Source organism: Paenibacillus sp. EZ-K15, assembly GCF_002573715.1.
In the GTDB taxonomy this organism is placed as follows: Bacteria; Bacillota; Bacilli; order Paenibacillales; family Paenibacillaceae; genus Paenibacillus_AQ.
This window is the reverse complement of record NZ_PDHM01000016.1, coordinates 127,994-149,915: the sequence shown is the minus strand read 5'-3', so window position 1 is coordinate 149,915 and position 21,922 is coordinate 127,994. Positions and strand designations below refer to the sequence as shown.

19 protein-coding genes are annotated in these 21,922 nt (G+C 48.9%); 9 read left to right on the top strand and 10 right to left on the bottom strand.

What is annotated here, in order from left to right:
• Window positions 1-216 precede the first annotated feature (216 nt).
• Together CRG97_RS13280 and CRG97_RS33070 are read left to right on the top strand one after the other, a co-directional pair.
• Window positions 217-1,437, top strand: a complete 1,221-nt coding sequence (locus CRG97_RS13280; protein WP_098743460.1) for an RNA polymerase sigma factor — start codon at window positions 217-219, stop codon at window positions 1,435-1,437.
• A gap of 420 nt (window positions 1,438-1,857) precedes the next feature.
• Entirely contained in the window at window positions 1,858-2,094 is a 237-nt protein-coding gene (locus tag CRG97_RS33070; RefSeq protein WP_161952929.1) for a hypothetical protein, read from the top strand.
• Window positions 2,095-2,232: 138 nt separating this feature from the next.
• Here the strand turns inward: CRG97_RS33070 and CRG97_RS13275 are convergent, their stop codons facing one another.
• Both CRG97_RS13275 and CRG97_RS13270 read right to left on the bottom strand, forming a co-directional pair.
• Window positions 2,233-2,787: a VanZ family protein gene (locus CRG97_RS13275; RefSeq protein ID WP_098743458.1), complete on the bottom strand. Its 555-nt coding sequence runs from the start codon at window positions 2,785-2,787 to the stop codon at window positions 2,233-2,235.
• Window positions 2,784-3,668, bottom strand: coding sequence for a M15 family metallopeptidase (locus CRG97_RS13270; RefSeq protein ID WP_481856199.1), 885 nt, complete (start codon window positions 3,666-3,668; stop codon window positions 2,784-2,786). Before CRG97_RS13270 ends, CRG97_RS13275 begins: the two co-directional genes overlap by 4 nt.
• 204 nt (window positions 3,669-3,872) lie before the next feature.
• Between CRG97_RS13270 and CRG97_RS13265 the strand changes: the two genes are divergently transcribed.
• Window positions 3,873-5,609, top strand: a complete 1,737-nt coding sequence (locus tag CRG97_RS13265) for an ABC transporter ATP-binding protein (RefSeq protein ID WP_098743452.1) — start codon at window positions 3,873-3,875, stop codon at window positions 5,607-5,609.
• Window positions 5,602-7,446, top strand: coding sequence for an ABC transporter ATP-binding protein (locus CRG97_RS13260; protein WP_098743449.1), 1,845 nt, complete (start codon window positions 5,602-5,604; stop codon window positions 7,444-7,446). The genes CRG97_RS13265 and CRG97_RS13260 overlap by 8 nt, the downstream gene beginning before the upstream one ends.
• Window positions 7,447-7,970: 524 nt before the next feature.
• Here CRG97_RS13260 and CRG97_RS13255 read toward each other — a convergent pair.
• The 3 genes from CRG97_RS13255 to CRG97_RS13245 form a co-directional block, all read right to left on the bottom strand.
• On the bottom strand, window positions 7,971-8,783 hold the full coding sequence (locus CRG97_RS13255; RefSeq protein WP_098743446.1) for a sugar phosphate isomerase/epimerase family protein: 813 nt from the start codon (window positions 8,781-8,783) through the stop codon (window positions 7,971-7,973).
• 77 nt (window positions 8,784-8,860) lie between these two features.
• A complete protein-coding gene (locus CRG97_RS13250) occupies window positions 8,861-9,709 on the bottom strand; it encodes a GNAT family N-acetyltransferase (protein ID WP_098743443.1) in 849 nt (282 codons plus the stop codon).
• A 109-nt stretch (window positions 9,710-9,818) separates the two neighbouring features.
• Entirely contained in the window at window positions 9,819-10,436 is a 618-nt protein-coding gene (locus CRG97_RS13245) for a LysE/ArgO family amino acid transporter (protein WP_098743441.1), read from the bottom strand.
• Between the two features lie 142 nt (window positions 10,437-10,578).
• Between CRG97_RS13245 and pdxR the strand changes: the two genes are divergently transcribed.
• Window positions 10,579-12,027 carry a MocR-like pyridoxine biosynthesis transcription factor PdxR gene (pdxR, locus tag CRG97_RS13240; RefSeq protein ID WP_098745064.1) on the top strand — a complete coding sequence of 483 codons (1,449 nt, stop codon included), beginning with the start codon at window positions 10,579-10,581 and terminating at the stop codon, window positions 12,025-12,027.
• Window positions 12,028-12,122: 95 nt separating this feature from the next.
• Here pdxR and CRG97_RS13235 read toward each other — a convergent pair whose 3' ends face one another.
• The 5 genes from CRG97_RS13235 to CRG97_RS13215 form a co-directional block, all read right to left on the bottom strand.
• Window positions 12,123-13,226 (bottom strand): ABC transporter permease, encoded by a 1,104-nt coding sequence (locus CRG97_RS13235; protein ID WP_161952928.1) that lies wholly within the window; start codon window positions 13,224-13,226, stop codon window positions 12,123-12,125.
• Complete coding sequence (locus CRG97_RS13230) at window positions 13,226-14,506, bottom strand: ABC transporter permease (protein WP_098743436.1); 1,281 nt, start codon at window positions 14,504-14,506, stop codon at window positions 13,226-13,228. Before CRG97_RS13230 ends, CRG97_RS13235 begins: the two co-directional genes overlap by 1 nt.
• 16 nt (window positions 14,507-14,522) lie before the next feature.
• The gene (locus CRG97_RS13225) at window positions 14,523-15,455 is read right to left on the bottom strand and encodes an ABC transporter ATP-binding protein (protein WP_098743434.1); all 933 of its coding nucleotides are present in this window, start codon (window positions 15,453-15,455) and stop codon (window positions 14,523-14,525) included.
• A gap of 190 nt (window positions 15,456-15,645) precedes the next feature.
• A complete protein-coding gene (locus CRG97_RS13220) occupies window positions 15,646-16,278 on the bottom strand; it encodes a response regulator (protein ID WP_098743432.1) in 633 nt (210 codons plus the stop codon).
• Window positions 16,275-17,339, bottom strand: coding sequence for a histidine kinase (locus CRG97_RS13215; protein WP_237566380.1), 1,065 nt, complete (start codon window positions 17,337-17,339; stop codon window positions 16,275-16,277). The genes CRG97_RS13220 and CRG97_RS13215 overlap by 4 nt, the downstream gene beginning before the upstream one ends.
• 590 nt (window positions 17,340-17,929) lie before the next feature.
• Here CRG97_RS13215 and qoxA point away from each other — a divergent pair.
• From qoxA to qoxD, 4 genes are all read left to right on the top strand, one after another.
• Window positions 17,930-18,880 (top strand): cytochrome aa3 quinol oxidase subunit II, encoded by a 951-nt coding sequence (gene qoxA, locus CRG97_RS13210; protein WP_098743430.1) that lies wholly within the window; start codon window positions 17,930-17,932, stop codon window positions 18,878-18,880.
• A gap of 63 nt (window positions 18,881-18,943) precedes the next feature.
• Window positions 18,944-20,887, top strand: coding sequence for a cytochrome aa3 quinol oxidase subunit I (qoxB, locus tag CRG97_RS13205; protein WP_098743428.1), 1,944 nt, complete (start codon window positions 18,944-18,946; stop codon window positions 20,885-20,887).
• The gene (gene qoxC / locus CRG97_RS13200; protein ID WP_076321252.1) at window positions 20,884-21,480 is read left to right on the top strand and encodes a cytochrome aa3 quinol oxidase subunit III; all 597 of its coding nucleotides are present in this window, start codon (window positions 20,884-20,886) and stop codon (window positions 21,478-21,480) included. Before qoxB ends, qoxC begins: the two co-directional genes overlap by 4 nt.
• 1 nt (window position 21,481) lies before the next feature.
• Complete coding sequence (qoxD, locus tag CRG97_RS13195; protein WP_098743425.1) at window positions 21,482-21,769, top strand: cytochrome aa3 quinol oxidase subunit IV; 288 nt, start codon at window positions 21,482-21,484, stop codon at window positions 21,767-21,769.
• Window positions 21,770-21,922: the final 153 nt, after the last annotated feature.

Below are 21,922 nucleotides of genomic sequence, written 5' to 3'. Positions count from 1 at the left end.
ACCTAGATTTACAGGCACAGTCACCATATGAAAATGAGCATTAGACAAAACTAAATTCTACCTCGCGCAGCAATGGAGGGTTCGCAAGTGCAACGGGAAAGCCATGTTGCATATTCACGATACATAATCCGCTCCAGAAATTTTTCCCGTCGCATGTGGCTTTTTGACTCTCTCCGGTGTCTAATGAATTGTAAGGTCAAGAGGAGGTTCTTATCCGTGTCAAGAGCTCAAGACAATCTCCCTGTTTATCCGGATAACCAGGGAACCAAACGCACATTTGAAGATATGTATGATGAATACCGCCTGAGGATTCGCCATTATCTCGCACTGAAAGTGAATCCGATGGCTGCAGATGACTTAACACAACAAGTGTTCTTAAGGGCTATGGAGAACCTCGATAAGTTTAACGGGAACTCCAGTCTGTTCACCTGGATCTTCAAGATCGCCCAGAACACGGTTAAGAATGAATATCGAAGTATATCACGTAAACATGAGATGCCTTATGACTTTACAAGTTATGAATCACAGTCCATCTCCCTTGATTTTGCCAGATATGTTGATATTCGAATCGATATTAGCGCGGCACTTAAGCAGCTGAGTGAGCTTGATCAGCAGATTATATCCTTACGATTCTTCGTGGATTGTACGCTGTCGGAAATATCCAGGATCGTGGGCATGCGCGAGAGTGCGGTGAAAAATCGATTGTACCGATCCTTAGAGAAGCTAAAGAAAGAATTAAAAGAATGGGGTGACATCACCATTATGTCAATTCTAGATTTGATATCCTTTGAAAGCAAAAGTGATGCAAGTCATCATCAGAGCAACGTGCATCAGGACCTGTTTCAAGAACTAAAGAACAATGTAGAACAGATTGCAGCGAAATATAATCATCAGCCTTCACGCAAAATCGTCATTGAAATCTATCCCGATCTGCCAACATTCCATCAAGCCGCTGGAGAATCGGATGCACCTGATTGGTTCATGGGCACGTTCGATAACAACACGTTAAAAATCGTCTCACCCTTAAACCCGGGTCCTGAGCATACGTATCAATCGATCCTTCGGTCCACGCTGCACTTGTATACCATGTGGTTGATCAGCGACATCAACCCCCTTGCCCCCAAATGGATCCGTCAGGGCATCGGCGGGTACGAAACGCAGCAAATGTCCGAAGATTTCATTCGAAGCACGACTTCGGAAGCCATCAGCAATCGGGCCATTCCAAGTTTCGAGGATCTCAATGATGATTCCTGGGATTTCGGCAAAACAGGATTTCAGTTCTCCTATCGGATCGTTGAGTTCATCATTAAAAAATATGGGTTAGGTCCATTAAATCAATTGATTCGTAAGCCTAATGGTTATCAAGAAATTTTCCAGCTTTCCGAAGAAAAGCTTCATGAACAGTGGGCGAAAGCCCTCCAAGATCAGCTCGTTTAGGTCAAAAGAAACCCGGTCCTGGACCGGGTTTTTCCACTATCTCCATACGTTTGCCATTCTCGTTATCCATACCGGCCCAGCACGACATGGGAAATCACCTTTGTCTGCGGGTTATCCAGGTACATATTAGAACTTCCATGCCACATCTATCTAAGGGGGCTTTATTAGCAGCCTCACGGCGGCCAACCGTCAAAACATACTTATTCTTTTGTTCCACCACTCCTTGGCGGGCTTCGGAAACGTCACCGACCGCATGATACCATGGCTTCCAGCTCTCTAAACCACGATCTTTTCCTACTACTCCCAATCACGTGTCACTTCAGGGACCGTATCCGGACAGCGGATGTCTTAAAACCGGGCATTTTACAGAACGGGTCGAGTTCCGGCCGGGTCGCGTGATTGGGTAGATTCCCTGGATCAATGTATGTCGTTGCTGTTCTGCTAGGGGCTGCTGGAGCTTCGTTCGCCGCAGCTCTGCCGCTTATTCTTAGCCGGTTATACCAAGCGACAGGCGCATACACCTCAGGCTTCATCATTTTAAGTATAATTGCCGCTACTTCGCTGGCACTTACGGTCGTGATGCAGCTGAAATGGCGGGAAGCTGGCTTCGCAGTGTGCCATCAGGCCCGCAGGCCGGTTCGGCCAAGATTTAAATGAAAGCCGCTCAGGTGATAACCTCGTCAAACGAATAGAAATGTTAAGAACATGTTGATGCTGCGACCAATAGCCGGTATTATACCGGCTATTGGTCATGCTTTTACCTGTTTTTTCCGATACCCTTCTATCCAATCCACTTCAATTCCTTACTTGTTCGTTCCCAGTTAAAGGCTTATCCGTTCTTCCCCTACTCTCGTCAATAGGAAGATTTGTTCCCGTTAAGGTGAGTTTAAGCACGAGATATATGCCGTACCCCAGCACACCGCCAGCCGTATTCAGGATTAAATCATCCACATCAAAACTTCCCATTGAGAAAAAGAGCTGGGAACATTCCAGTCCCAGGCTCAACCCCAGGGATGTCGTGAAGGAGCCAATGAATCCAAGCAACTTGTTCCTAAGCATAAGACCAACGAATATGCCATTGGGCATGAATATGGCGATATTCCCGAAGAGATTGATCACGTCATGCGGACTCGAAAGGTGCTTCATATTCATTCGAATGGATTCAAAGGGTGTGAAATTGGCAAATTGCAATCGATTCTGTACATATTCCGGGATCTCGGTGGCTCGATGCAGCTGCTGCCACAGAACCGATATATCTACGGAACCGAACTTGAATAAAATCACCTTGAGTAAGACATAGAGATACAGCGCATATAGTAATACAAGCATCCATTTATACGATAATTTCATTCCGCATCATCCTTGTTTAGCAGTACCGTCACAATGATTCCGTCGATATTGTTTCCAGATATCTCATACTCGCTTCCTGCCGGTATCTCAATCTCCATGTCTTTGGATGTAACGGGTACATACTTAATTTCGTATTCCTTCCCCTCTACGGTTGTTCTATAGCTGGTTTTTTCCTTCAGATAATCCAGATATTCCTCCAACGTAAGATTCAGTTCCTTCATGATCATACTGTGCGGCTGCCCAACATAACGAAAATGCCACGGTTCATACTGAATGCCTGTAATCTCTGTCTTGTCCTCAGGATAGCGCAGAATGAATCCGTGCGCCCATGCATGCTCCTTCAGCCAGTTCCCTTCAGGCGATCGATCAATCGACTGCTGCGTCGATCCAATATCCATTGAGAGCCCGAGATTATGTTCGCTGTAGCCTGGAGGCAAGGCGTAATCGGAACCTTTTTCACGATAAAGCTGTTCTTGTTCGCCCTCATCCCGATACCCGCTGCTGATCATGAAGCGATTGACTCCGTCTTCTCCGGCGGCTTCAATCATATCACCGAATTTCTCTGCCACACTGCGCGATAACCGGATCGTGTTGTCCAGAACCACATAACCATGCATTAAGTCTTTATTCTCAAACAATGTTACGATATCCTTCGGCACCGCTCCCGGATCAAGTGGATGATCCTTGTTGACCAGGACCAAATCTCCACGTGTCACTTGTTCATCTGTTACACGGATTGTCTGCACAGCTGATGGAGGATTCGATTGCGTATCGGAACCCGCTTTTGCTTCCTGTCCATCTCTACTTTCTACCCTATCATTCACGTTAGGCGTCTCCGTCAGAATGGACTCGCATCCGACCAACAGAAATATAACGAGCATGATCAAACCCTTTTTCAACTTCAACAACTCCCTCTAGCTTGGTCTATCCAGATTAATAAATAGAGTTTAAGGAAAAGTAGGGAAAAGATAAAGTTTTTCTTAAGAGATGCAAGTTGCGCTTATCCCTTTTCCCTTTGACAAGGTTGAAGCCTATGGCTTAACTTGGTATTTAGACTAAAAAGAATAAAGAAGGTGCCATTATTCTTGCTCAAATTATTTCGTTATTTACGTCCCCACTGGGCTGCGGCCCTGCTTGCGCCGCTGCTCATGCTGCTGGAGGTCGCCATGGATTTGCTTCAGCCCATTCTCATGGCCAGCATAATTGATCAAGGTGTCATGAAGAACGATACTTCACACATTCTCCATACAGGTCTTATCATGCTGGGTGCGGCTGCCATCGGGCTGCTTGGAGGTCTCGGATGTACGATCTATTCTTCCATTGCCTCGCAGCGTTTCGGTGCCGACCTGCGTCGGGATTTGTTCCGCAAGGTTCAAACCCTCTCGTTCCGAAATCTGGACGACATCCCAACCGGTTCACTTATCACCCGGCTGACGGGCGACATCGTTCAGCTACAGACCATGGTCCAGATGCTGCTGCGCGTATTCGTACGGTCTCCGTTTCTCGCGATTGGAAGCATTATTATGGCGGTGATCATTAGCCCCAAGCTCGCCATCATTCTGGCCATTGCCGTTCCGTTGTTGTTCGTGGTGATGTTCTTCCTGATCCGGGCCACCCTGCCCTTATTTGCCACGGTTCAGAAGAAACTCGATAAAGTGAATACAGTCCTGAAGGAGAATTTCGCTGGCATCCGGGTATCCAAAGCATTCGTGCGAGCCGGGTATGAGAAGGAGCGATTCCATCAAGCGAATACCGACTTCACGCAAGTTTCGGTTAAAACACAACGGATTGTTGCGCTCAATATGCCCATCCTCACCATGATACTGAACGTCAGTATCGTGGTTGTCCTATGGCTTGGCGGGAAGAACGCGATCGATGGCTCTTTCGAGGTGGGAAGCCTGGTAGCCTTTATCAACTATGTGACGCAGGTGCTATTCTCCGTATCCTCCGTCGCGATGATGCTAGTCCGAATCTCTACAGCCAAGGTTTCTGCTGATCGTATCCAGGAAGTCATGCATACGGAATCCGAGATTGTAAACGTTACTCATCCGACGATGAATGCATACAAGCAAGGAGAAATCGTATTTGACCAGGTGACTTTTTCCTATAAACCGGAAATACAGAAGCCCGTTTTACATCATATCAGTTTCAAGGTTCGACCAGGGCAGACCGTCGCAATTATGGGAGCGACCGGTTCGGGTAAAACCTCCCTGGTATCCCTGCTCCCCCGCCTGTATGATGTAACATCCGGGCGGATACTCATCGATGGGACCGATGTTCGACAAATCGACTTATCGGCGTTACGCGAACGCATTGGCATCGTCCTCCAAGAATCCATCCTCTTCACAGGCACGATCCGGGACAATATCCGCTACGGGAAAGCGGATGCTTCCGATGAAGAAGTGATGGCAGCAGCTAAGGCTGCGCAGGCGCATGAATTCATTTCGTCCATGCCGGAAGGATATGATACCGTGCTTGGACAAAGAGGTGTGAACCTCTCCGGCGGCCAGAAGCAGCGGATCTCCATTGCACGGGCATTACTGCTTCACCCCGCCATTCTTATTCTTGATGACAGCACAAGCGCCATCGATATGGGAACAGAGTCCAGGCTTCAGAAAGAGTTAACCCGGCTGATGAACGGTCGCACCTGCCTCATGATTGCCCAGCGGATCTCTTCCGTGATCGATGCCGATCTTATACTGGTGCTGGATGATGGAAAATTGGTAGCGGAGGGTACGCATAGCGAGCTGCTTGCTTCCTGTGAGTTATACCAGGATATTTATCAATCGCAATTCGGCAAGGAGGTGTCTTCCCATGGCTAAAGCGGATCAGGAAACCAAGCAAGGCCATGCGGACGCTCCGGATCTGAGCATGCGCGGCGGCAGCCCCATGCGTGGAATGACGATGGCCAAGGCGAAGCCCAAAAATACGATGGCAACGATACGCCGGATCTGGGGTTACATCCGTCCATTTAAGGGCGGTATGATCGCTGTTTTCTTATTCACGCTCATCACGACGATTCTGTCCCTGGTGGCTCCTTACCTACTGGGAAATGCGGTGGATCATTACATCATTCCAGGAGATTTCGAGGGACTCATGGGGTTGTGTGCGGTGCTTCTTGCCGTTTACGCGGGTACCGCTCTCACGGCATGGCTGCAGCAGCATGTCATGGTTAAAGTCTCCCAGCTGTCTATTCAGGCCATGCGGAGGGATATTTTTGCAAGACTTCAAATCCTTCCGCTGCGATTCTTCGACAGCAAGACGCACGGCGAATTGATGAGCCGCACGACCAACGATATCGAGAACGTCTCCGGGACATTGAATCAGAGCGTAACCCAGCTAATCTCAAGCGTGCTGTCCCTGGTTGGATCACTCGCCATCATGCTGTACCTGAACGTATGGCTGACGCTGCTCAGCATGGTGACCATTCCGCTTGTTATGCTGTTCACGAAGACGGTAGCAAGCCGGACAAGGAAGCATTTCTCCAAGCAGCAGAGCACGCTGGGGGAGCTTAACGGCTTTATCGAGGAAACCGTCTCAGGTCAGAAGGTCGTACAGGTATATCGCCGGGAGCGGCATGCCGCTGCGCAGTTCGATGTCATGAACAAGAAGCTGACCGATGCCAGCATTCAAGCTCAGATCTACTCGGGTACCGTCGGTCCGGTTATGAACGTGCTGAATAACGTCAGCTTTGCTTTAATTGCGGCGGTTGGCGGGTACATGGCATTCAGGGATTTTACGACCGTTGGAATTGTCGTTGCATTTCTGAACTACTCGAAGCAGTTTCAACGCCCGCTGAACGATCTGGCGAATCAATTCAACCTGGTGCAATCTGCTGTGGCGGGTGCTGAACGGGTCTTTGAGGTGATCGATACGGAGTCCGAGTACCAAGACAATCAAGACGAGAATACAACGGATGACATGTATGGCGAGGTACAATTTGACCGTGTCTGCTTCAGTTATAAGGAGGGCGTCCCGATTCTGAAGGATGTTTCACTCACCGCTCGGCCGGGCGAGACCATTGCGCTCGTCGGTCCGACAGGTGCCGGCAAAACCACCATAATCAATCTGCTCACCCGTTTCTATGAGATCGATTCTGGCGTGATCACCATTGATGGGGTCGACATCCGACAATTGAATAAGGACAATTTGCGGAGCAAGCTGGGAATCGTGCTGCAGGATGCATATGTATTCTCGGCATCGATTCGGGAGAACATCCGCTACGGCCGGCTGGATGCCTCGGACGAAGAGATCGAAACTGCCGCCAAGCTTGCCAATGCGCATGACTTTATCATGAAGCTGCCCGAAGGCTATGATACGTTGCTTCTCTCAGGCGGAGGCAATCTGAGCCAGGGGCAGCGGCAGCTCTTGACGATCGCGCGCGCGGTGCTTGCCGATCCGGTCATTCTGATTCTGGACGAGGCAACCAGCAGCATCGATACGCGGACGGAGATGCATATTCAGACCGCCATGCGCACCCTGATGCAGGGCCGAACCAGCTTTGTCATCGCTCATCGTCTAAGCACGATCCGTGAGGCTGACCAGATTCTCGTCATGAATCAAGGTGGTATCGCGGAGCGTGGCACACACGAAGAGCTGCTGGCCAAACGCGGCTTTTATTACGAGTTATACAACAGCCAGTTTAAGTTAAGCAGTTAAAGTGGCTTTGGAAGCTTTCTTACAGGCTGCTGACAACAAACAAGAGAGCCGGTTCCATGGGACCGGCTCTCTTGTTTTTCTGCTATCCGAATAAATGATTTTGCGAACTAAGCGTAGCAAACTGAGCCCAGCGTACCGCACCAAGCCACCCCTTATAACTGCAGAACAGTATCTGTATCAGTCCAAGACTAATGAGGATTATTCTTCCCATTTGGCGCTACCGGATCTGATCGGCTTCATTTCGATCAAACCAGCTCAATTCGCGAATCAAGCGGACACCAGGTCCGTTATTTCGATCAAAATAGCTCAATTCGCGAATCGAACGGACACCAGGTCCGTTATTTTAGTTAGCATAAGGCGATAATCACACTTTTACGGCGAATAACGTATCTCATGTCCGCTACACTAGTCAAATCCATCTTTTTTAACTAAATAACGGATGCTCAGTCCGTTAGCAATACAAATGCAATACAAATGCAATACAAATGCAATACAATGCGATGCAAACATCCCGTACGATTTCATCATTCCAACTTAATTCGACTGGCATTACTCACGATCCGTTTTACAGCCCCTATAATCCATTCCATCTCCACATATTGATTGCGCGGCGCATTGTATTCGACGCCCCAGTAACCCTTGTATCCGCCTGCGAGCAGGCTCCGCACCTTCTCCTCCGCATCGGGATGAACCGCTGTTTTCGCATCAAAATGAGTATGTACCGTCCATGGGGCAACCATCTCATCACCTTCAGCCTCATCTGCCTTCCATCTGCCAAGATGAAGCAGAAAACCAAAAGCCGGATGATGGACCTCTTCTGCAAGACGTTTCAATTCACGCGGAAGCAGTGATGCGCCCATATGATTTTCCGGACCAATGGTATAACCGCCTTCCGCTGCACGATCCGCATATTCCCGATAACGTTTAACGGTATACTCGAACTGTTCGTAAGTCATCGGCTCCGATTCCTTATAACTGCCTCCGGTGTCGATTCGCACGGTTTCGGCGCCCAGGATTTCAGCGGCATCCAGATGAACCAGCGCATTCTCGTACAGCTTCTGCCGGATATCCGGGTCTGGATCCCATAGATGCGCTCCGTCCACAGCAAAGTTAACCACCCTCATCTCTTTCTCATCTAGTGCCTCTCTGATTTTCCGGATGTAACTCTTATCAGCAAGCTTATATACGCTATCGCTCCGATCGATGAAAAAACCGTTCCACAAATCAACCGCATCCATTCGGTACCGGTACTTCACCGTCTCCAAATAACCGAACACATCCATTTTTCCATCCAGAAACGTATTATAAAAAGAATAGCCGCCAATCGAAATATTCACCTGAATACCCCCTTAGAGAATAGATGAAAGCACGATCTTACGTTTATCACACTGCCAAACACTCTACGCAGCAGATTTTACTCGATGGTGTATTTAAGATGTTGATATTCCACGCCGGAGAGAAAACCTTTCTTCCTATACAGTTGCTCCGCTTGATTCCCCGTCGTTACAAAGAGGCGCAGCACAGGGTAATCAGGCTCCAAGACCATTAATGCCCTATCCAGCATCGCGCTCGCCAACCCCATTCCTCGATGTTGAGATAATACTGAGATGCTATAGACCAGTGGCAAGCCCTCCCATAAAGAGATCAAACATACGCCGACGATTTCTTCCGTTGTTCGGTCATATACTACTGAAGATGCTTCCAACAGCTTGGGGTCCACTATGTCAAAATATCGGGCCGCATCATCCGCATAAACCTGGACTTCCCGCTCATCCGGGCCATTTGCATATGCTTCCCTAAACACCTCTACAATCTTAGACATATCTTCTATCGTGGGTCTTCTATCCATATAATGGTGATCCATCGATGTTTCCAGCTGTTCGGTAGGCCGCATCATGCATTGTCTGGATTCAACCTGAACGAAACCATTTTCACGAAAAGCGATCTCCTGCTCAGCCAGAACATTATGAGCATGCAGAGACTCTGTCAAATTCCAGGATTTTAAGGTGTAGCTCTTCACGTAATCAATCATCTTTGTGGTAATAGAATATGGGGGGATACCAAACACAAGTCCGATGGAATGGTCAGACAAATAAACTCCCGCCACTTTATCGTCACCTGAGACAACCCAGTAACCGTCGTCCGAATCCGCTAGAACCTTGGTTAAATCACCCCAACTCGGTCTAAACCAATTATTCTTATAATAGGTAGCAAAATATTTCGAGAACATCTTGGGATCCGCCTTTATTAATCTGTATTCCATAACTCCCCCTCCTTATACCCTTTTGAATTAGGCTCATTATAAAGGTTGGAAGAAGAATGGGCCAAGGGAATTATCATCTATAATAAAAAATTCACACATACCGTTTCGGCTAGGATAGAATCAGGCTAACCCCCAGATACCCCGCTGTCCCCCACATAATCAACGCTGATATTCGGTTCAACGTGGACAACCATTTCCCTGATGGATCCATCCTTCCCGCTGCCCTGCCTGCTATTCCAAGACCCAGGAACCACAACCACGAAACTGCGATGCATACAACGGCAAAGACCACTTTGTCGATCCCTGTATATTGGAGCGAGCTTGTGCCAATGACCCCGATCGTGTCCAGAACAGCATGCGGATTTAACAAGGATACAGACATGGCAAATACAATTTGCTTTTTCGGCGTAAACGAACGAGCCTCTTCTTGCGCTTGACCCGAAGGTTTACTCTTCCAGGTTACCCTTCCCATATAGACCAGGAAACAGATCCCCAATGAAAACAGCACGGTTCGGATCCATTCATATTCCAGAACAACAACGGATACCCCCAGAACCGCTAATGAGATCAGCAGCGTATCACATAGCGATGCGGTAATCATGACGGGCAGTGCCTTGACGAAGCGGGATTGTACCGCTCCCTGATTAAATACAAACACATTTTGCACGCCCAAAGGAAGAATAAGACCTAAAGCTAGAATGAATCCATGAACGATGACGCCCATCATAAGAAACCAAACCTCCAGCGAATATTTCCACCATTGTAAAGGAGGGTATCGGCTGCGTCTCCAACCAATTGGTTGGCACTTGACCCAACCAATGAGTTATACTGAGGCATATTCCTACATGAAAGCGGGTTTACCAATACCTATGGCCGAAGAATGGAAATTGAATAAGCACTCCGAGTTGCCGCTTCATCAGCAAATTTATGATGATATCAAGAGCAGAATCATGAACGGGGAATGGCCGGTCGGTACCCGAATTCCCACGCAGCGAGATCTGGCTGCCAAATTTCAAGTGAACCGCAGCACCATTGTGTATGCGCTCGGGGAGCTCGCCGCAGACGGTTTAATCGAATCCCGCGTGGGACAAGGGACCGTAATTATCAACAATACTTGGAGTTTACTTGCTGCCACGCCTCCGCCTGATTGGAATCAATACGTGAAATCCGGCTCCTATCAGCCCAACATCCATATGATCCAGCAAATCAATCGTGCGGAAACCGATTCGGATATGATCCGTCTCGGAACAGGCGAGCTCTCGCCTGACCTCCTCCCTACCAACCAGATGCGGGGGACGCTTAGCGGCAGGATGTCCAGCCATTTCACCTTGGGCTACTCGGAACCGAAAGGGAACCTATACTTAAGAGAAATCATCAGTGATCATCTGAAAAAGAAAGGGATTATGGCCTCCCCTGCTTCCATACTCATTGTCTCCGGCGGGCTGCAAGGCTTACAGCTGATCTCGCTTGGACTGCTGCATCACGGTTCCTCCATTTTGGTAGAGAATCCCTCTTACCTGAACTCGATTCATGTGTTTCAATCCGCCGGCATGCATTTGCACGGTATCCCTATGGATGAGAACGGGGTCCGAACGGAAGCCATCGGAAGACTCAAACGCCAGCACAGCGCTGCCCTGCTTTATACCATCCCTGCCTTTCATAACCCTACCGGAACGCTGATGTCTTCCGACAGACGAGCAGAGCTGCTTCGGATTTGCGCTCAGGAAAGGCTGCCCTTAATCGAGGATGACGTGTATGGGGATCTATGGTTAGATACCCCCTCACCACCCCCACTGAAAGCTACGGATAAACAAGGCCTGGTGCTCTATATGGGCAGCATGTCCAAAACCCTGGGTCCCGGGCTGCGCATCGGATGGATCGTCGGGCCTGAGCCGGTCATCGATCGGCTGTCCGATATCAAAATGCAAACCGATTACGGCTCCAGCTCCCTTTCCCAGCATGCCGTCGCCGAATGGCTCTCCAGTGGGTTATATGAGAATCATCTCGCTCAGATCCGGGCAGAGCTGATGAGACGCCGAGACTTTACCCTGTCGTTACTGGAGCAATATTTTCACGATATTGCACACTGGAATACACCCCAAGGTGGATTCTATATTTGGCTTCGCATCAAGAACCCCCTCTCCATTCGCCCTTTATTCGAGCAGGCACTGAAGGAGAGCATTTTGCTTAATCCCGGAAATATATATGATCGTAACGACCAGCAGCATCTGCGCCTATCCTATGCTTACGCCTCGTACGCTCAGCTGGAGAGCGGGCTTATCCGGCTTGCGGAGCTTATCCGCCTCCATACGTTATAATGAACAAAAGGGCTCTCCCGAGGACTTTGATCCACAGGGAAGGCCCTTTCCTTTTGTCAGCGTGCTCGCTCGATATCGCTAACTATACCTGTCACCTACACATGACGCCGTTCCATCAGATTAATTCCTATGCCCATGCACAACACCCCGATGAGCAGCAATTTGGAAATCGGGAGCCAGAGATCCGCGATGCCGTCACCGTACACGGCTATTCCCGTCAATGCTTTCATCGCATGGGTCAGCGGAATGACCTCCGCGATGCCAAGCAGAATCGGATTCGTGATCGTGCCTGGCGGCATGTATACCCCGCTAATGAGCGGCATGATCGGAATGATGGACGGAAACAGCGTTCCAAATTGCTCGGGCGACTGCAAGATGCCGACAAAGAGCATGCATAGTGCGACGATAGTCAGTGTATAGATCACAATGACTAGCAGCTGCAAACCGTATTGATCGCCTAGGTCGTAACCGAAACCATACCGAAAGATGAGCAGCACCAGGATGATCTGCAAGACGCCGATCACAGAGCTGTATAGCAGGTGACCCAAATACATCTCTGTTTTTCGGACAGGGGACAGAATCAGCCGGTTCCAAACGCCGGTGGCTTTATCCTTCGTAATCGTATTCACCTTGAACCCAACGGTAAACATCACTAGGAATAACGAAAATCCAAACAGCAGCTGAAGTCCCATATCATGACGAACGAGTTCTCCCCCATCCTGCGACTCGGATTGGAGACGCAAGGGTGGTTTCTCCATATAAGAATGTATGTGTTCGCGGAATTTCGTTTCATCTTGAACGGTCGCCGCTGCGGCCCGAAGCTGCAGCTCTCTTTCATAAACAGTGCGGAGATGCTGATTAGCTAGCTGGACATATGGGTTATCCATTGCGGCTATGATGCGATAATCATCAGAGACCAGCTTCACGGCGAGATCTGCGCGTCCCTCGCGCACTTTCTTTCTTGCCGTCTGTTCATCCTGAATACGAAATGCGAATGTATCGTTTTGATTCAGCAATTCGATCCACTTGGCCTCAGACTTTTGCACCGCCCCGTCTTCAGTGAAGATGTCAATCTTGATCTTGCTGTCCACATTCCCTCCAAACATCAGCGTGGCCAAGATGCTCAAGCCGATGAACATGATGATCATCCATGGATTTCGCTTATCTTTCATCCATTGTGATAATAGGATGGGAGCCATCAGATCCGCCCCCTTCTTGGAAAGATCCATAAACTCGCAGCTAGAATAACGATGAAGAATGCCCCTTGGTACAGGATCGGCAGCCATAGTTCTTGAAACGGACTGCCCTGTATCCACTGAATCATGGACATTAAGGCCAAGCCGTTGGGGGTTACGCTGCCGATATTCATAAGCCAATCCGGCAAAATATAGATCGGCGCCAGATTCCCTCCGATGACGCCAAGCACAACCAGCAGTATGAACGAAATGCCGGTTGCGACATCTACGTCCTTCATTCGGAAGAGCATGGCCGTATAAAGCGCGGATAACGCCGCAACCGTTAGGCACAGCATGAAGATGATGAAGGTCAAACCGATCCAGAAGATCAGGGATTTCCCCGGAAACAGCTGAAACAGAAAGTGTGAGACGATGATCAGTACCGCAGATTGAAGCAGAGACATGCACAAGGTCGACCCAACCTTACCGGACAAGTAGCGAAATGGATGGGTTCCGGCAAGAAGGAGACGCATAAACACCATCTCTCGCTTTTCCGTGATCGATTTGGACGCCGTCGTTGTGGAGACGGACAGCGCAAAGAATATACTGATCGCCAGTGCGTAATATTGGAACGAGGTAATCATGTCCACACCTTCAATTTGTTCCAATCCTCCGACAGGGCGGTTCGCCAGCGTAAGCTTGCCCTCACCCTTGTTTTCCTGTCCTTCCATTCCGCTGTCCAGCGCAGCTTGATAATTAACGGTATCCAAAAATCCATCCAGCATATTTTGCAGAACATTCACTTTCATCGAATTCTCTAGCGCCGTCAAAGTCAACACCGCACCGTCCCCATCATGCAGGAGGAGCTTGTTAAGCGCAGCCAGCGTGTACCCCTCAGGAACTGTTATGACGGCTTCCACTTTCTCTTCCTTCAGCTGTACTTGGGCAGTCTTGTCATCCAATGCAGCAACTTGAAGAAATTCCTCAACCTCATCGTCGCCGAACATATTCATTAACAGGGCTTCCGGTTGAAAATTCGCGGCTGCTTTACTCCGTTCGTTCTTCTCTTCCGTGCTGATCGACAAACCCTTTAGGCTTTCCTGAAAGGCTTTGACTCCCTCTTCATGCCGGTCATTCACTACCAATGCGACTTTCATCTCAAGGGATTCATTCGAATTCTCTACCCAATTTGGCAAGGCAAATCCGAGAACCAGAATTAGCGCTAACGGCATAAACAGAGCAATCAGCATCTCTTTCCGGTCTCTCCAATAGACGAGAAAGTCTTTTTTGAAAAATACGCCCAAGCGTTCACCCCTCCCCTCAATCCCGAAGCTTGCGGCCGGTCAAATGAAGAAATACATCCTCGAGACTTGGCGACTGGATATGAATATTCTGAATCTGTACCCCATGGCGTTCCGCAGCCTGCACGATGCTGGACAGAATGTAACTGTTCTTCATTACAATGAGTTTCAAGCCATGATCCGTCTCCTCAACCTGCCTGACGCTTTCCAAGGAGCGAAGCTCCTCGGCCAGCTCTGGATTCGGGCGATTCAGCTGGATGATCAGCGTATCCTCACCGGACAAGATGTGCTGAAGCTCCTCCTTGGTACCCGAAGCGATAATCCGCCCGTGATCCATGATGTACATTCGGCTGCACAGCTGCTCCACCTCTTCCATGTAATGGCTTGTGTATAGTACCGTTGTCCCTTTGTCCCGGTTTAAGCGCCGGACCGTTTCAAGGATATGATTGCGGGACTGCGGATCAATGCCCACGGTTGGCTCATCCATGATGACGATTTGCGGATCATGCAACAGAGCCGCTGCGATATTGATCCTTCTCTTCATGCCTCCGGAATAAGTTCGAATTAACTCCTTCTGGCGATCCCGCAGGCCGACCGTCTCAAGCAGCTCCTGAATTTTGACCTCCAATTCCTTCCCGTTCAACCCATATACGCGCCCGAAAAATTTAAGGTTTTCATACGAGGTCAATTCCTCATACAAGGCAATTTCCTGAGGCACCACGCCTAATACGGTGCGAATGTCTTGCGGATGTTTGAGCACGCTTTTGCCGTTCAGGCGTACGTCGCCGCCCGTCGGTTTCAGTAAGGATGAAATCATGGAGATTGTTGTCGATTTCCCGGCGCCGTTCGGACCGATTAATCCGACGGATTCTCCACGGTCCAGATACAGGCTGACTTCCTCCACAGCGGTCTTGCCCTTAAACACCTTTCGAAGTTCTACGGTTTCCAGCATCATGACTCCCCCCATTCTCGATATGAACGCCTAAACTGCCTTGGTTTCCCCTCGTTCATATCGTCCACAGTTACAAGTGTATATGCAAAAAGGCAGTGCCATCACTGCCCTCGGTCATTGCTTTGATTCCGAACCATGACTTCAGTCATGGTAGATTCGGAAATATCGGGTTATCATCTTTTCTCGCAAATCAAACCACATTGTGCCGTATCGCATAAATCGCCAGCTGCGTCCGGTCTCTTAGATCAAGTTTGTCCATAATCTGGCTGACGTGATTCTTGACCGTTCCGATCGACAACCCCAGCTCGTCTGCGATTTCGCGATTGCTGCGCCCTTCCCCTACCAGACGTATGATGGACAGCTCCCGTGGGGTAATCGAAGCATCAACGGTGGGTGCTTTCTTCTCTTCCAGCAGCTTGGGAATCACCTTGGCAGCCACATCCTCCTGGAGCGACAATCCGCCGCTCAAGCAGCTTCGAATCGAGCGGATCAGGGCCTCCGGCTCCGCCTCCTTCAGCATGTACCCGCTTGCCCCGCTCTTGAGCGCCTCGACCGCATACTGATCGTCGTTAAACGTCGTCAGCATCAACACTTTTGTCTTCGGCCATCGTGAACGTATGATGCGGGCAGCCTCCAATCCGTTCATCTCCGGCATTCGGATATCCAGCACAACGATATCAAAGATATGGTTTTCGCATAAAGTCACAGCCTCTTTGCCGTTACTGGCCTCACCGACAACCAGCATATCCGAATCGCTTTCGATCATCATCTTCAGACCTTGACGAACCATGGCCTGATCCTCTGCCAATAATAAACGTATCAGCGGACTCCCTCCTCTGTTAACTTGGACATGAATAACGTTCCGCGAACGATAAATTGGTTGTCGTACTGGGAGATTTGAAGTTCGCCCCCAGCCTCTTCCATTCGCTCTCGCATCGCTTTTAAACCATAGCCCTCCCGGTATGTATCGCGTTTCCGATGATACGGATTGCTTACCTCAAAACGAAATATGCCTCCTCCCGGCGCTTCAAAAATGATATGCACTTCTCGAGAGCTCCCATGCTTCATCGCATTGGTCATGGCTTCCTGAACCGCTCGGTATACCGCAATGGATTGGTTATTGTTTAAAGGTACGGTAAGCGCTCCATGCCGCGCCGTTAGCGTTACGCGCATAAAGCTTTCGGATTCCAAGCGCCGGAGAAGTCCGATGATTGCGGGCAATCCGCTGGCCTCCTGCTGCTTCATGGATTTCACCGCGTTCCTGGTCTCCTCCAGACTTTCCTTGGCGAGGGCCTTTAGTCCCTTCAGAACCTCGGCCGTATCCCCGTCTGCCTGCATCCGGTGCATCTCAAGCTGCATGAGCAGTGCCGTTAATTTATGCCCGACAGAGTCATGGATATCCCGACCGACCTGAGCCCGCTCCTCCTGCCTGGCGTGCTGCTCATCCGTAATCAGACGGCGTTTCATATTACGATACTCACTGAGCAGCGTTTCATATCGAACCATTGACTCTTCATTACGGGACCAGACCGTGCGAAATAAGGCAAGACCCATCGCGAGAATAACCGAGTATAGAACGAGGAAGAACCATGGAAACTCGGCGTATCCGAATAAACCGGGCATCATGGCGCCTGCGGCCAGAACAAGACCTATGCAGGCAGCATGGATGAACGGAAGTCGGTACACGGCTTTTCCTGCCAGAATGGAATAAACCAACAGAATATATGGGTTAAGTGCACTCGTACTGGTTGGCCATAAGGAGATCACGGAAAATAAAGACGCAACGAGCAGTGTGACAAATAGCATTGCAGGCCTGGCGCGGTATAACGGGGATAGAAAAAAGGCCGTGAAGAAAATGGCGCTGCTCCCCAATCTCCAAGGCAATTGGTCAGGACTTCCATGTTGGATCATAGGGAGAAAGGCGAAAACCCAGCTCAAACCAAGAAATATAAACCATATCCAGAACGACCGCACATCGTCCCCTCTCTTTCCACTCAAGCAAACTCAAGGTTTCCAGTATAAAATAACGTTCCAAATTTTAGTTATATCATATCACAAGCCTATTCAGTACTTTTGGTGAAATAAGTAAATTGGAAATAAAAAAATCGCTCCAGCCTAATTGTGAAAAAATATACATACACGTCTAAACCCTTATCAATACTGGGATTTATTCGGCAATATTAGAGGACAATTGTGGCGAAAAACAGGCCCGGAATTGTGACGAAACTGGTAACTCTCGTGAAAGTTTGAACAAAGTATGAACTGCCCCGAAACCGCGCCACTACAATGATTTCGCTCACACCCCGTTGCTTTTGTAACAAATTGAACACATAAAATTACATACATTGACACGAATATGGATTTATATGTTAATTATACAAGTTTATGTGTTTTGCAAAGCCGACCGGAACTTTCTACTATAGATGTGTCAGTAACATTGAATCGAACGAACGTTTCAAGGAAAGGGGTACATCATGAACAAAAGAGGGCCGTTATTTGCATTGTTATTAAGCTTCACCTTGCTCTTATCGGGATGCAGTTCACTCACGGTATTAGATCCGAAAGGACCGGCTGCCAAAACCCTATCCGATACAATCATATTCTCCATTCTGATGATGGTCGGAATTTTAGCCGTTGTTTACACGCTTTATATCTTCATTCTTACCAAATATCGAGCTAAGAAATCCAATGAAGGTTATGAACCACCACATGACGAGGGCAACAAATGGCTGGAAATACTCTGGACTGCCATTCCGATCCTGATCGTTGCCGTCCTCTCGGTCGTTACCGTCAAAACGACGGTGGCTGTTGAGAATGTGCCTGATGGTTATGAGAACCAAAAACCTTTGGTCATTTACGCTTCATCATCCAACTGGAAATGGCATTTCAGCTATCCTGAAGAAGGAATCGAAACCGTAAATTACGTTAACATTCCAATCCATCGTCCGATTGAATTCCGACTCTACTCTTTCGGCACGATCTCAAGCTTCTGGATTCCGCAGCTCCATGGTCAGAAGTATGCGATGAGTGACATGATCACGAAGCTGAACATGGTGGCCGATGAACCGGGCTCCATGTTGGGTCGTAACGCAAACTTCAACGGCGAAGGGTTCGCTCATATGGAGTTTGAAGCACTTGCCATGACTTCTACCGAGTACGATAAATGGGTTAAGGATGTGAAGGATACTGCGCCTGAGCTGAAGGAAGATGAATTCAAGAAGCTGCTGGATACCGCGCATGTCGGTCGAATGACCTTCTCCAACACCCATCTGGAATTCAGTCCTCCACCGTCCGAAAATCATCATCATGGCGGCGATGCCAACGGCAATGAGGAGCATCAGGATCATAACGACGTTGATCCGAATGAACAACTGCCGGACTCCCCGGCTGAAGAAAGTCCAAATCATCAACATGAAGGACATTAAATCGGTGACGAAAACGTTCTTCACCCGATCTACTTCATACATCCAGAAAGGAGCTAGGCCTTTATGAAATGGGACGAATTTTTCGTTACCGGTGATCCGTTAATTTACGGTGCCATGGTGAGTATTGTTCTCGTCTCGCTTGCAATCCTCTTCGGTTTAACCTTTTACAAGAAGTGGGGTTATCTCTGGCGGGAATGGCTCACAACCGTGGATCACAAAAGAATTGGGGTCATGTACATCATCTGTGCATTGATCATGCTGTTCCGCGGAGGCGTCGACGCAATCATGATGCGTGCGCAAACCGCTGCGCCGGACATGAAGTTTCTGAACGGTCAGCATTATAATGAAGTATTCACGACTCACGGGGTCATCATGATTCTCTTTATGGCGATGCCGTTTATCTTCGGTCTGATGAACGTCATCATTCCGCTTCAGATCGGTGCACGTGACGTAGCTTTCCCTAAACTGAACGCAATCAGCTTCTGGCTGTTCTTTGCCGGCGCGATGCTGTTCAACATTTCCTTCGTTATCGGAGGCTCGCCGGATGCCGGCTGGTCCGCCTATTTCCCGCTGGCCAGTATCGAGTTCAGTCCGACGGTCGGCAACAACTACTACTCGCTGGCGCTTCAGATTTCAGGGATTGGTACACTGCTGACAGGTCTGAACTTTATCGTGACGATTCTGAAGATGCGTGCTCCGGGCATGACCCTGATGCGCATGCCGATGTTTACGTGGTCAGTATTGATCACTTGCGTCATCATTATCTTTGCTTTCCCTGTACTTACGATTGCGCTCTTGCTTATGATGTTTGACCGCATCTTTGGTTCGCAATTCTTCACGATGGCCAACGGCGGCATGGATATGCTATGGGCCAACCTGTTCTGGGTATGGGGACACCCTGAGGTATACATTGTCATTCTGCCAGCTTTCGGTATTTTCAGTGAGATCATTTCGACTTTCTCCAGAAAAAACTTGTACGGTTACAGCTCCATGGTATTGAGTATGGTGATTATCTCCGGGTTGTCCTTCCTGGTATGGGCCCACCATTTCTATACGATGGGTCAAGGGGCCATGGTCAACGGCTTCTTCTCCATCACGACGATGGCGATTGCCGTACCGACCGGAATCAAAATATTCAACTGGCTCTTCACGCTTCGAAAGGGTCGAATCAGTTTTACGACGCCGATGCTCTACTCGCTTGCCTTTATTCCGATCTTCACGATCGGCGGCGTTACCGGCGTCATGCTGGCGATGGCCAGTGCCGACTATCAGTATCACAATACGATGTTCCTGGTTGCCCACTTCCACTATGTGCTCATTCCAGGCGCCGTATTCGCCGTCATTGCCGGTTTCCATTACTGGTTCCCTAAAGTGTTCGGCTTCCGTCTGAACGAAAAGCTTGGCAAAATCGCATTCTGGTTCATTGCCATCTCATTTAACGTTACGTTCTTCCCGATGTTCTTCCTGGGACTTATGGGGATGACCCGCCGTACGTACACTTATTCGGCCGAAACCGGCTTTGGTCCGCTGAATATGCTGTCGATGGTCGGCGCAGTCGGCCTGGCGATCGGATTTATCATTCTGGTATACAACATCTACTGGAGTACACGTTACGAGCCGCGCGACAAAACAGGAGATCCATGGGATGCACGCGCACTGGAATGGTCAACGCCAAGTCCGGTTCCTGTTTACAACTTTGCGGTAACTCCGAAAGTCAAAGGCCGCGACGCCTTCTGGTTCTCGAAGAAAAACAACGAGCCGCTTTCGGATGAGAAAATCACGAAGATTCACATGCCAAGCAACACCGGAAAACCATTTATACTGGGTATCGCCTTCTTCTTCCTTGGCTTCTTCCTGGTATTCAGCTGGTGGATTCCATCCATCGTTGCCGGTATTGCGGTATTGATTATTTTGGCAACCATGTCCTTTGACCGTGATCACGGATACTACATCCCGGTTGAAGAGATTGTTCAAACCGAACAGAAACTGCGGGGTGATACGGTATGAAAATAGATGCCACTCAGCCGCTGGAATATGGAACAGAGGAAAACCGTAATCGTATATTTGGCTTCTGGCTGTTCCTTGGAGCTGAAATTGCGCTCTTTGCAACCTTGTTTACCGTCTACTTCGTTCTCGTGAACCGCTTTGCCAGCGGTCCGAGCGGAGCGGAAATCTTTGAAATTACACCAGTATTACTTGAAACGTTCCTGCTCTTAACGAGTAGCTTCACCATCGGTTTGGCTGTTCATGCGATGCGTCTGGGACTGAAAAAGCAGATGATGATCTTTATGGTCATCACCCTGCTGCTCGGTGCAGGATTCCTTGGGATCGAGATCTTCGAATTCTTCACCTATGTGCATGAAGGAGTAACGCTCTCAACCAGCGCCTTCTCCTCCAGCTTGTTCACATTGCTTGGCACCCACGGAGCTCACGTTACCTTCGGTCTCCTGTGGGGAACTGGCATTCTGCTTCAAATTAAAAAGCATGGACTGGATCATTCCACAGCCAACAAGTCCTTCATCTTCTCGCTCTACTGGCACTTCCTGGACGTTGTGTGGATCTTCATCTTCAGCTTTGTATACTTGAAAGGACTGATGTGACATGTTAAAACAGCTATTTCCAATTAAGCATGTAGCGGGTTATATATCGTCTCTCGTCCTTTCAGCGGTTGCGCTCGTCGTTCTGCTGGATATGCCGGCAGCTTCGAAATTGGCCGTTCTGCTGGTTACCGCTATCCTGCAGGCAACCGTTCAGCTCATGCTGTTCATGCACGTCGGGGAAAGTGATGACAAAAAATCCGTTTACATCAACATTGCCTACGCTCTGTTCGTTGGCCTTGTCACAATCTTCGGAACGCTGTTCATCTTCGTATGGGGCTGGTATGCTTAATCCCTGCGAATATCTCTGAACTTAAAACATGGCGATGAACGTTCGTATCCTGAACAGTCATCCAATATCAAAGAGGGTATCCCAAAAGATCCTAGATCTGGCGGGATGCCCTCTTTTCTTTTATGCGACGCTTCGTGTACGAATCGTTTCGTC

Coding starts and splice junctions, on each gene's coding strand:
- CRG97_RS33070 (WP_161952929.1), top strand. CDS start 1,858: ATGTATGTCGTTGCTGTTCTGCTAGGGGCTGCTGGAGCTTCGTTCGCC.
- CRG97_RS13275 (WP_098743458.1), bottom strand. CDS start 2,787: ATGAAATTATCGTATAAATGGATGCTTGTATTACTATATGCGCTGTAT.
- CRG97_RS13270 (WP_481856199.1), bottom strand. CDS start 3,668: ATGCTCGTTATATTTCTGTTGGTCGGATGCGAGTCCATTCTGACGGAG.
- CRG97_RS13260 (WP_098743449.1), top strand. CDS start 5,602: ATGGCTAAAGCGGATCAGGAAACCAAGCAAGGCCATGCGGACGCTCCG.
- CRG97_RS13250 (WP_098743443.1), bottom strand. CDS start 9,709: ATGGAATACAGATTAATAAAGGCGGATCCCAAGATGTTCTCGAAATAT.
- CRG97_RS13245 (WP_098743441.1), bottom strand. CDS start 10,436: ATGATGGGCGTCATCGTTCATGGATTCATTCTAGCTTTAGGTCTTATT.
- pdxR (WP_098745064.1), top strand. CDS start 10,579: ATGGCCGAAGAATGGAAATTGAATAAGCACTCCGAGTTGCCGCTTCAT.
- CRG97_RS13235 (WP_161952928.1), bottom strand. CDS start 13,226: ATGGCTCCCATCCTATTATCACAATGGATGAAAGATAAGCGAAATCCA.
- CRG97_RS13225 (WP_098743434.1), bottom strand. CDS start 15,455: ATGCTGGAAACCGTAGAACTTCGAAAGGTGTTTAAGGGCAAGACCGCT.
- qoxA (WP_098743430.1), top strand. CDS start 17,930: ATGAACAAAAGAGGGCCGTTATTTGCATTGTTATTAAGCTTCACCTTG.
- qoxB (WP_098743428.1), top strand. CDS start 18,944: ATGAAATGGGACGAATTTTTCGTTACCGGTGATCCGTTAATTTACGGT.
- qoxC (WP_076321252.1), top strand. CDS start 20,884: ATGAAAATAGATGCCACTCAGCCGCTGGAATATGGAACAGAGGAAAAC.
- qoxD (WP_098743425.1), top strand. CDS start 21,482: ATGTTAAAACAGCTATTTCCAATTAAGCATGTAGCGGGTTATATATCG.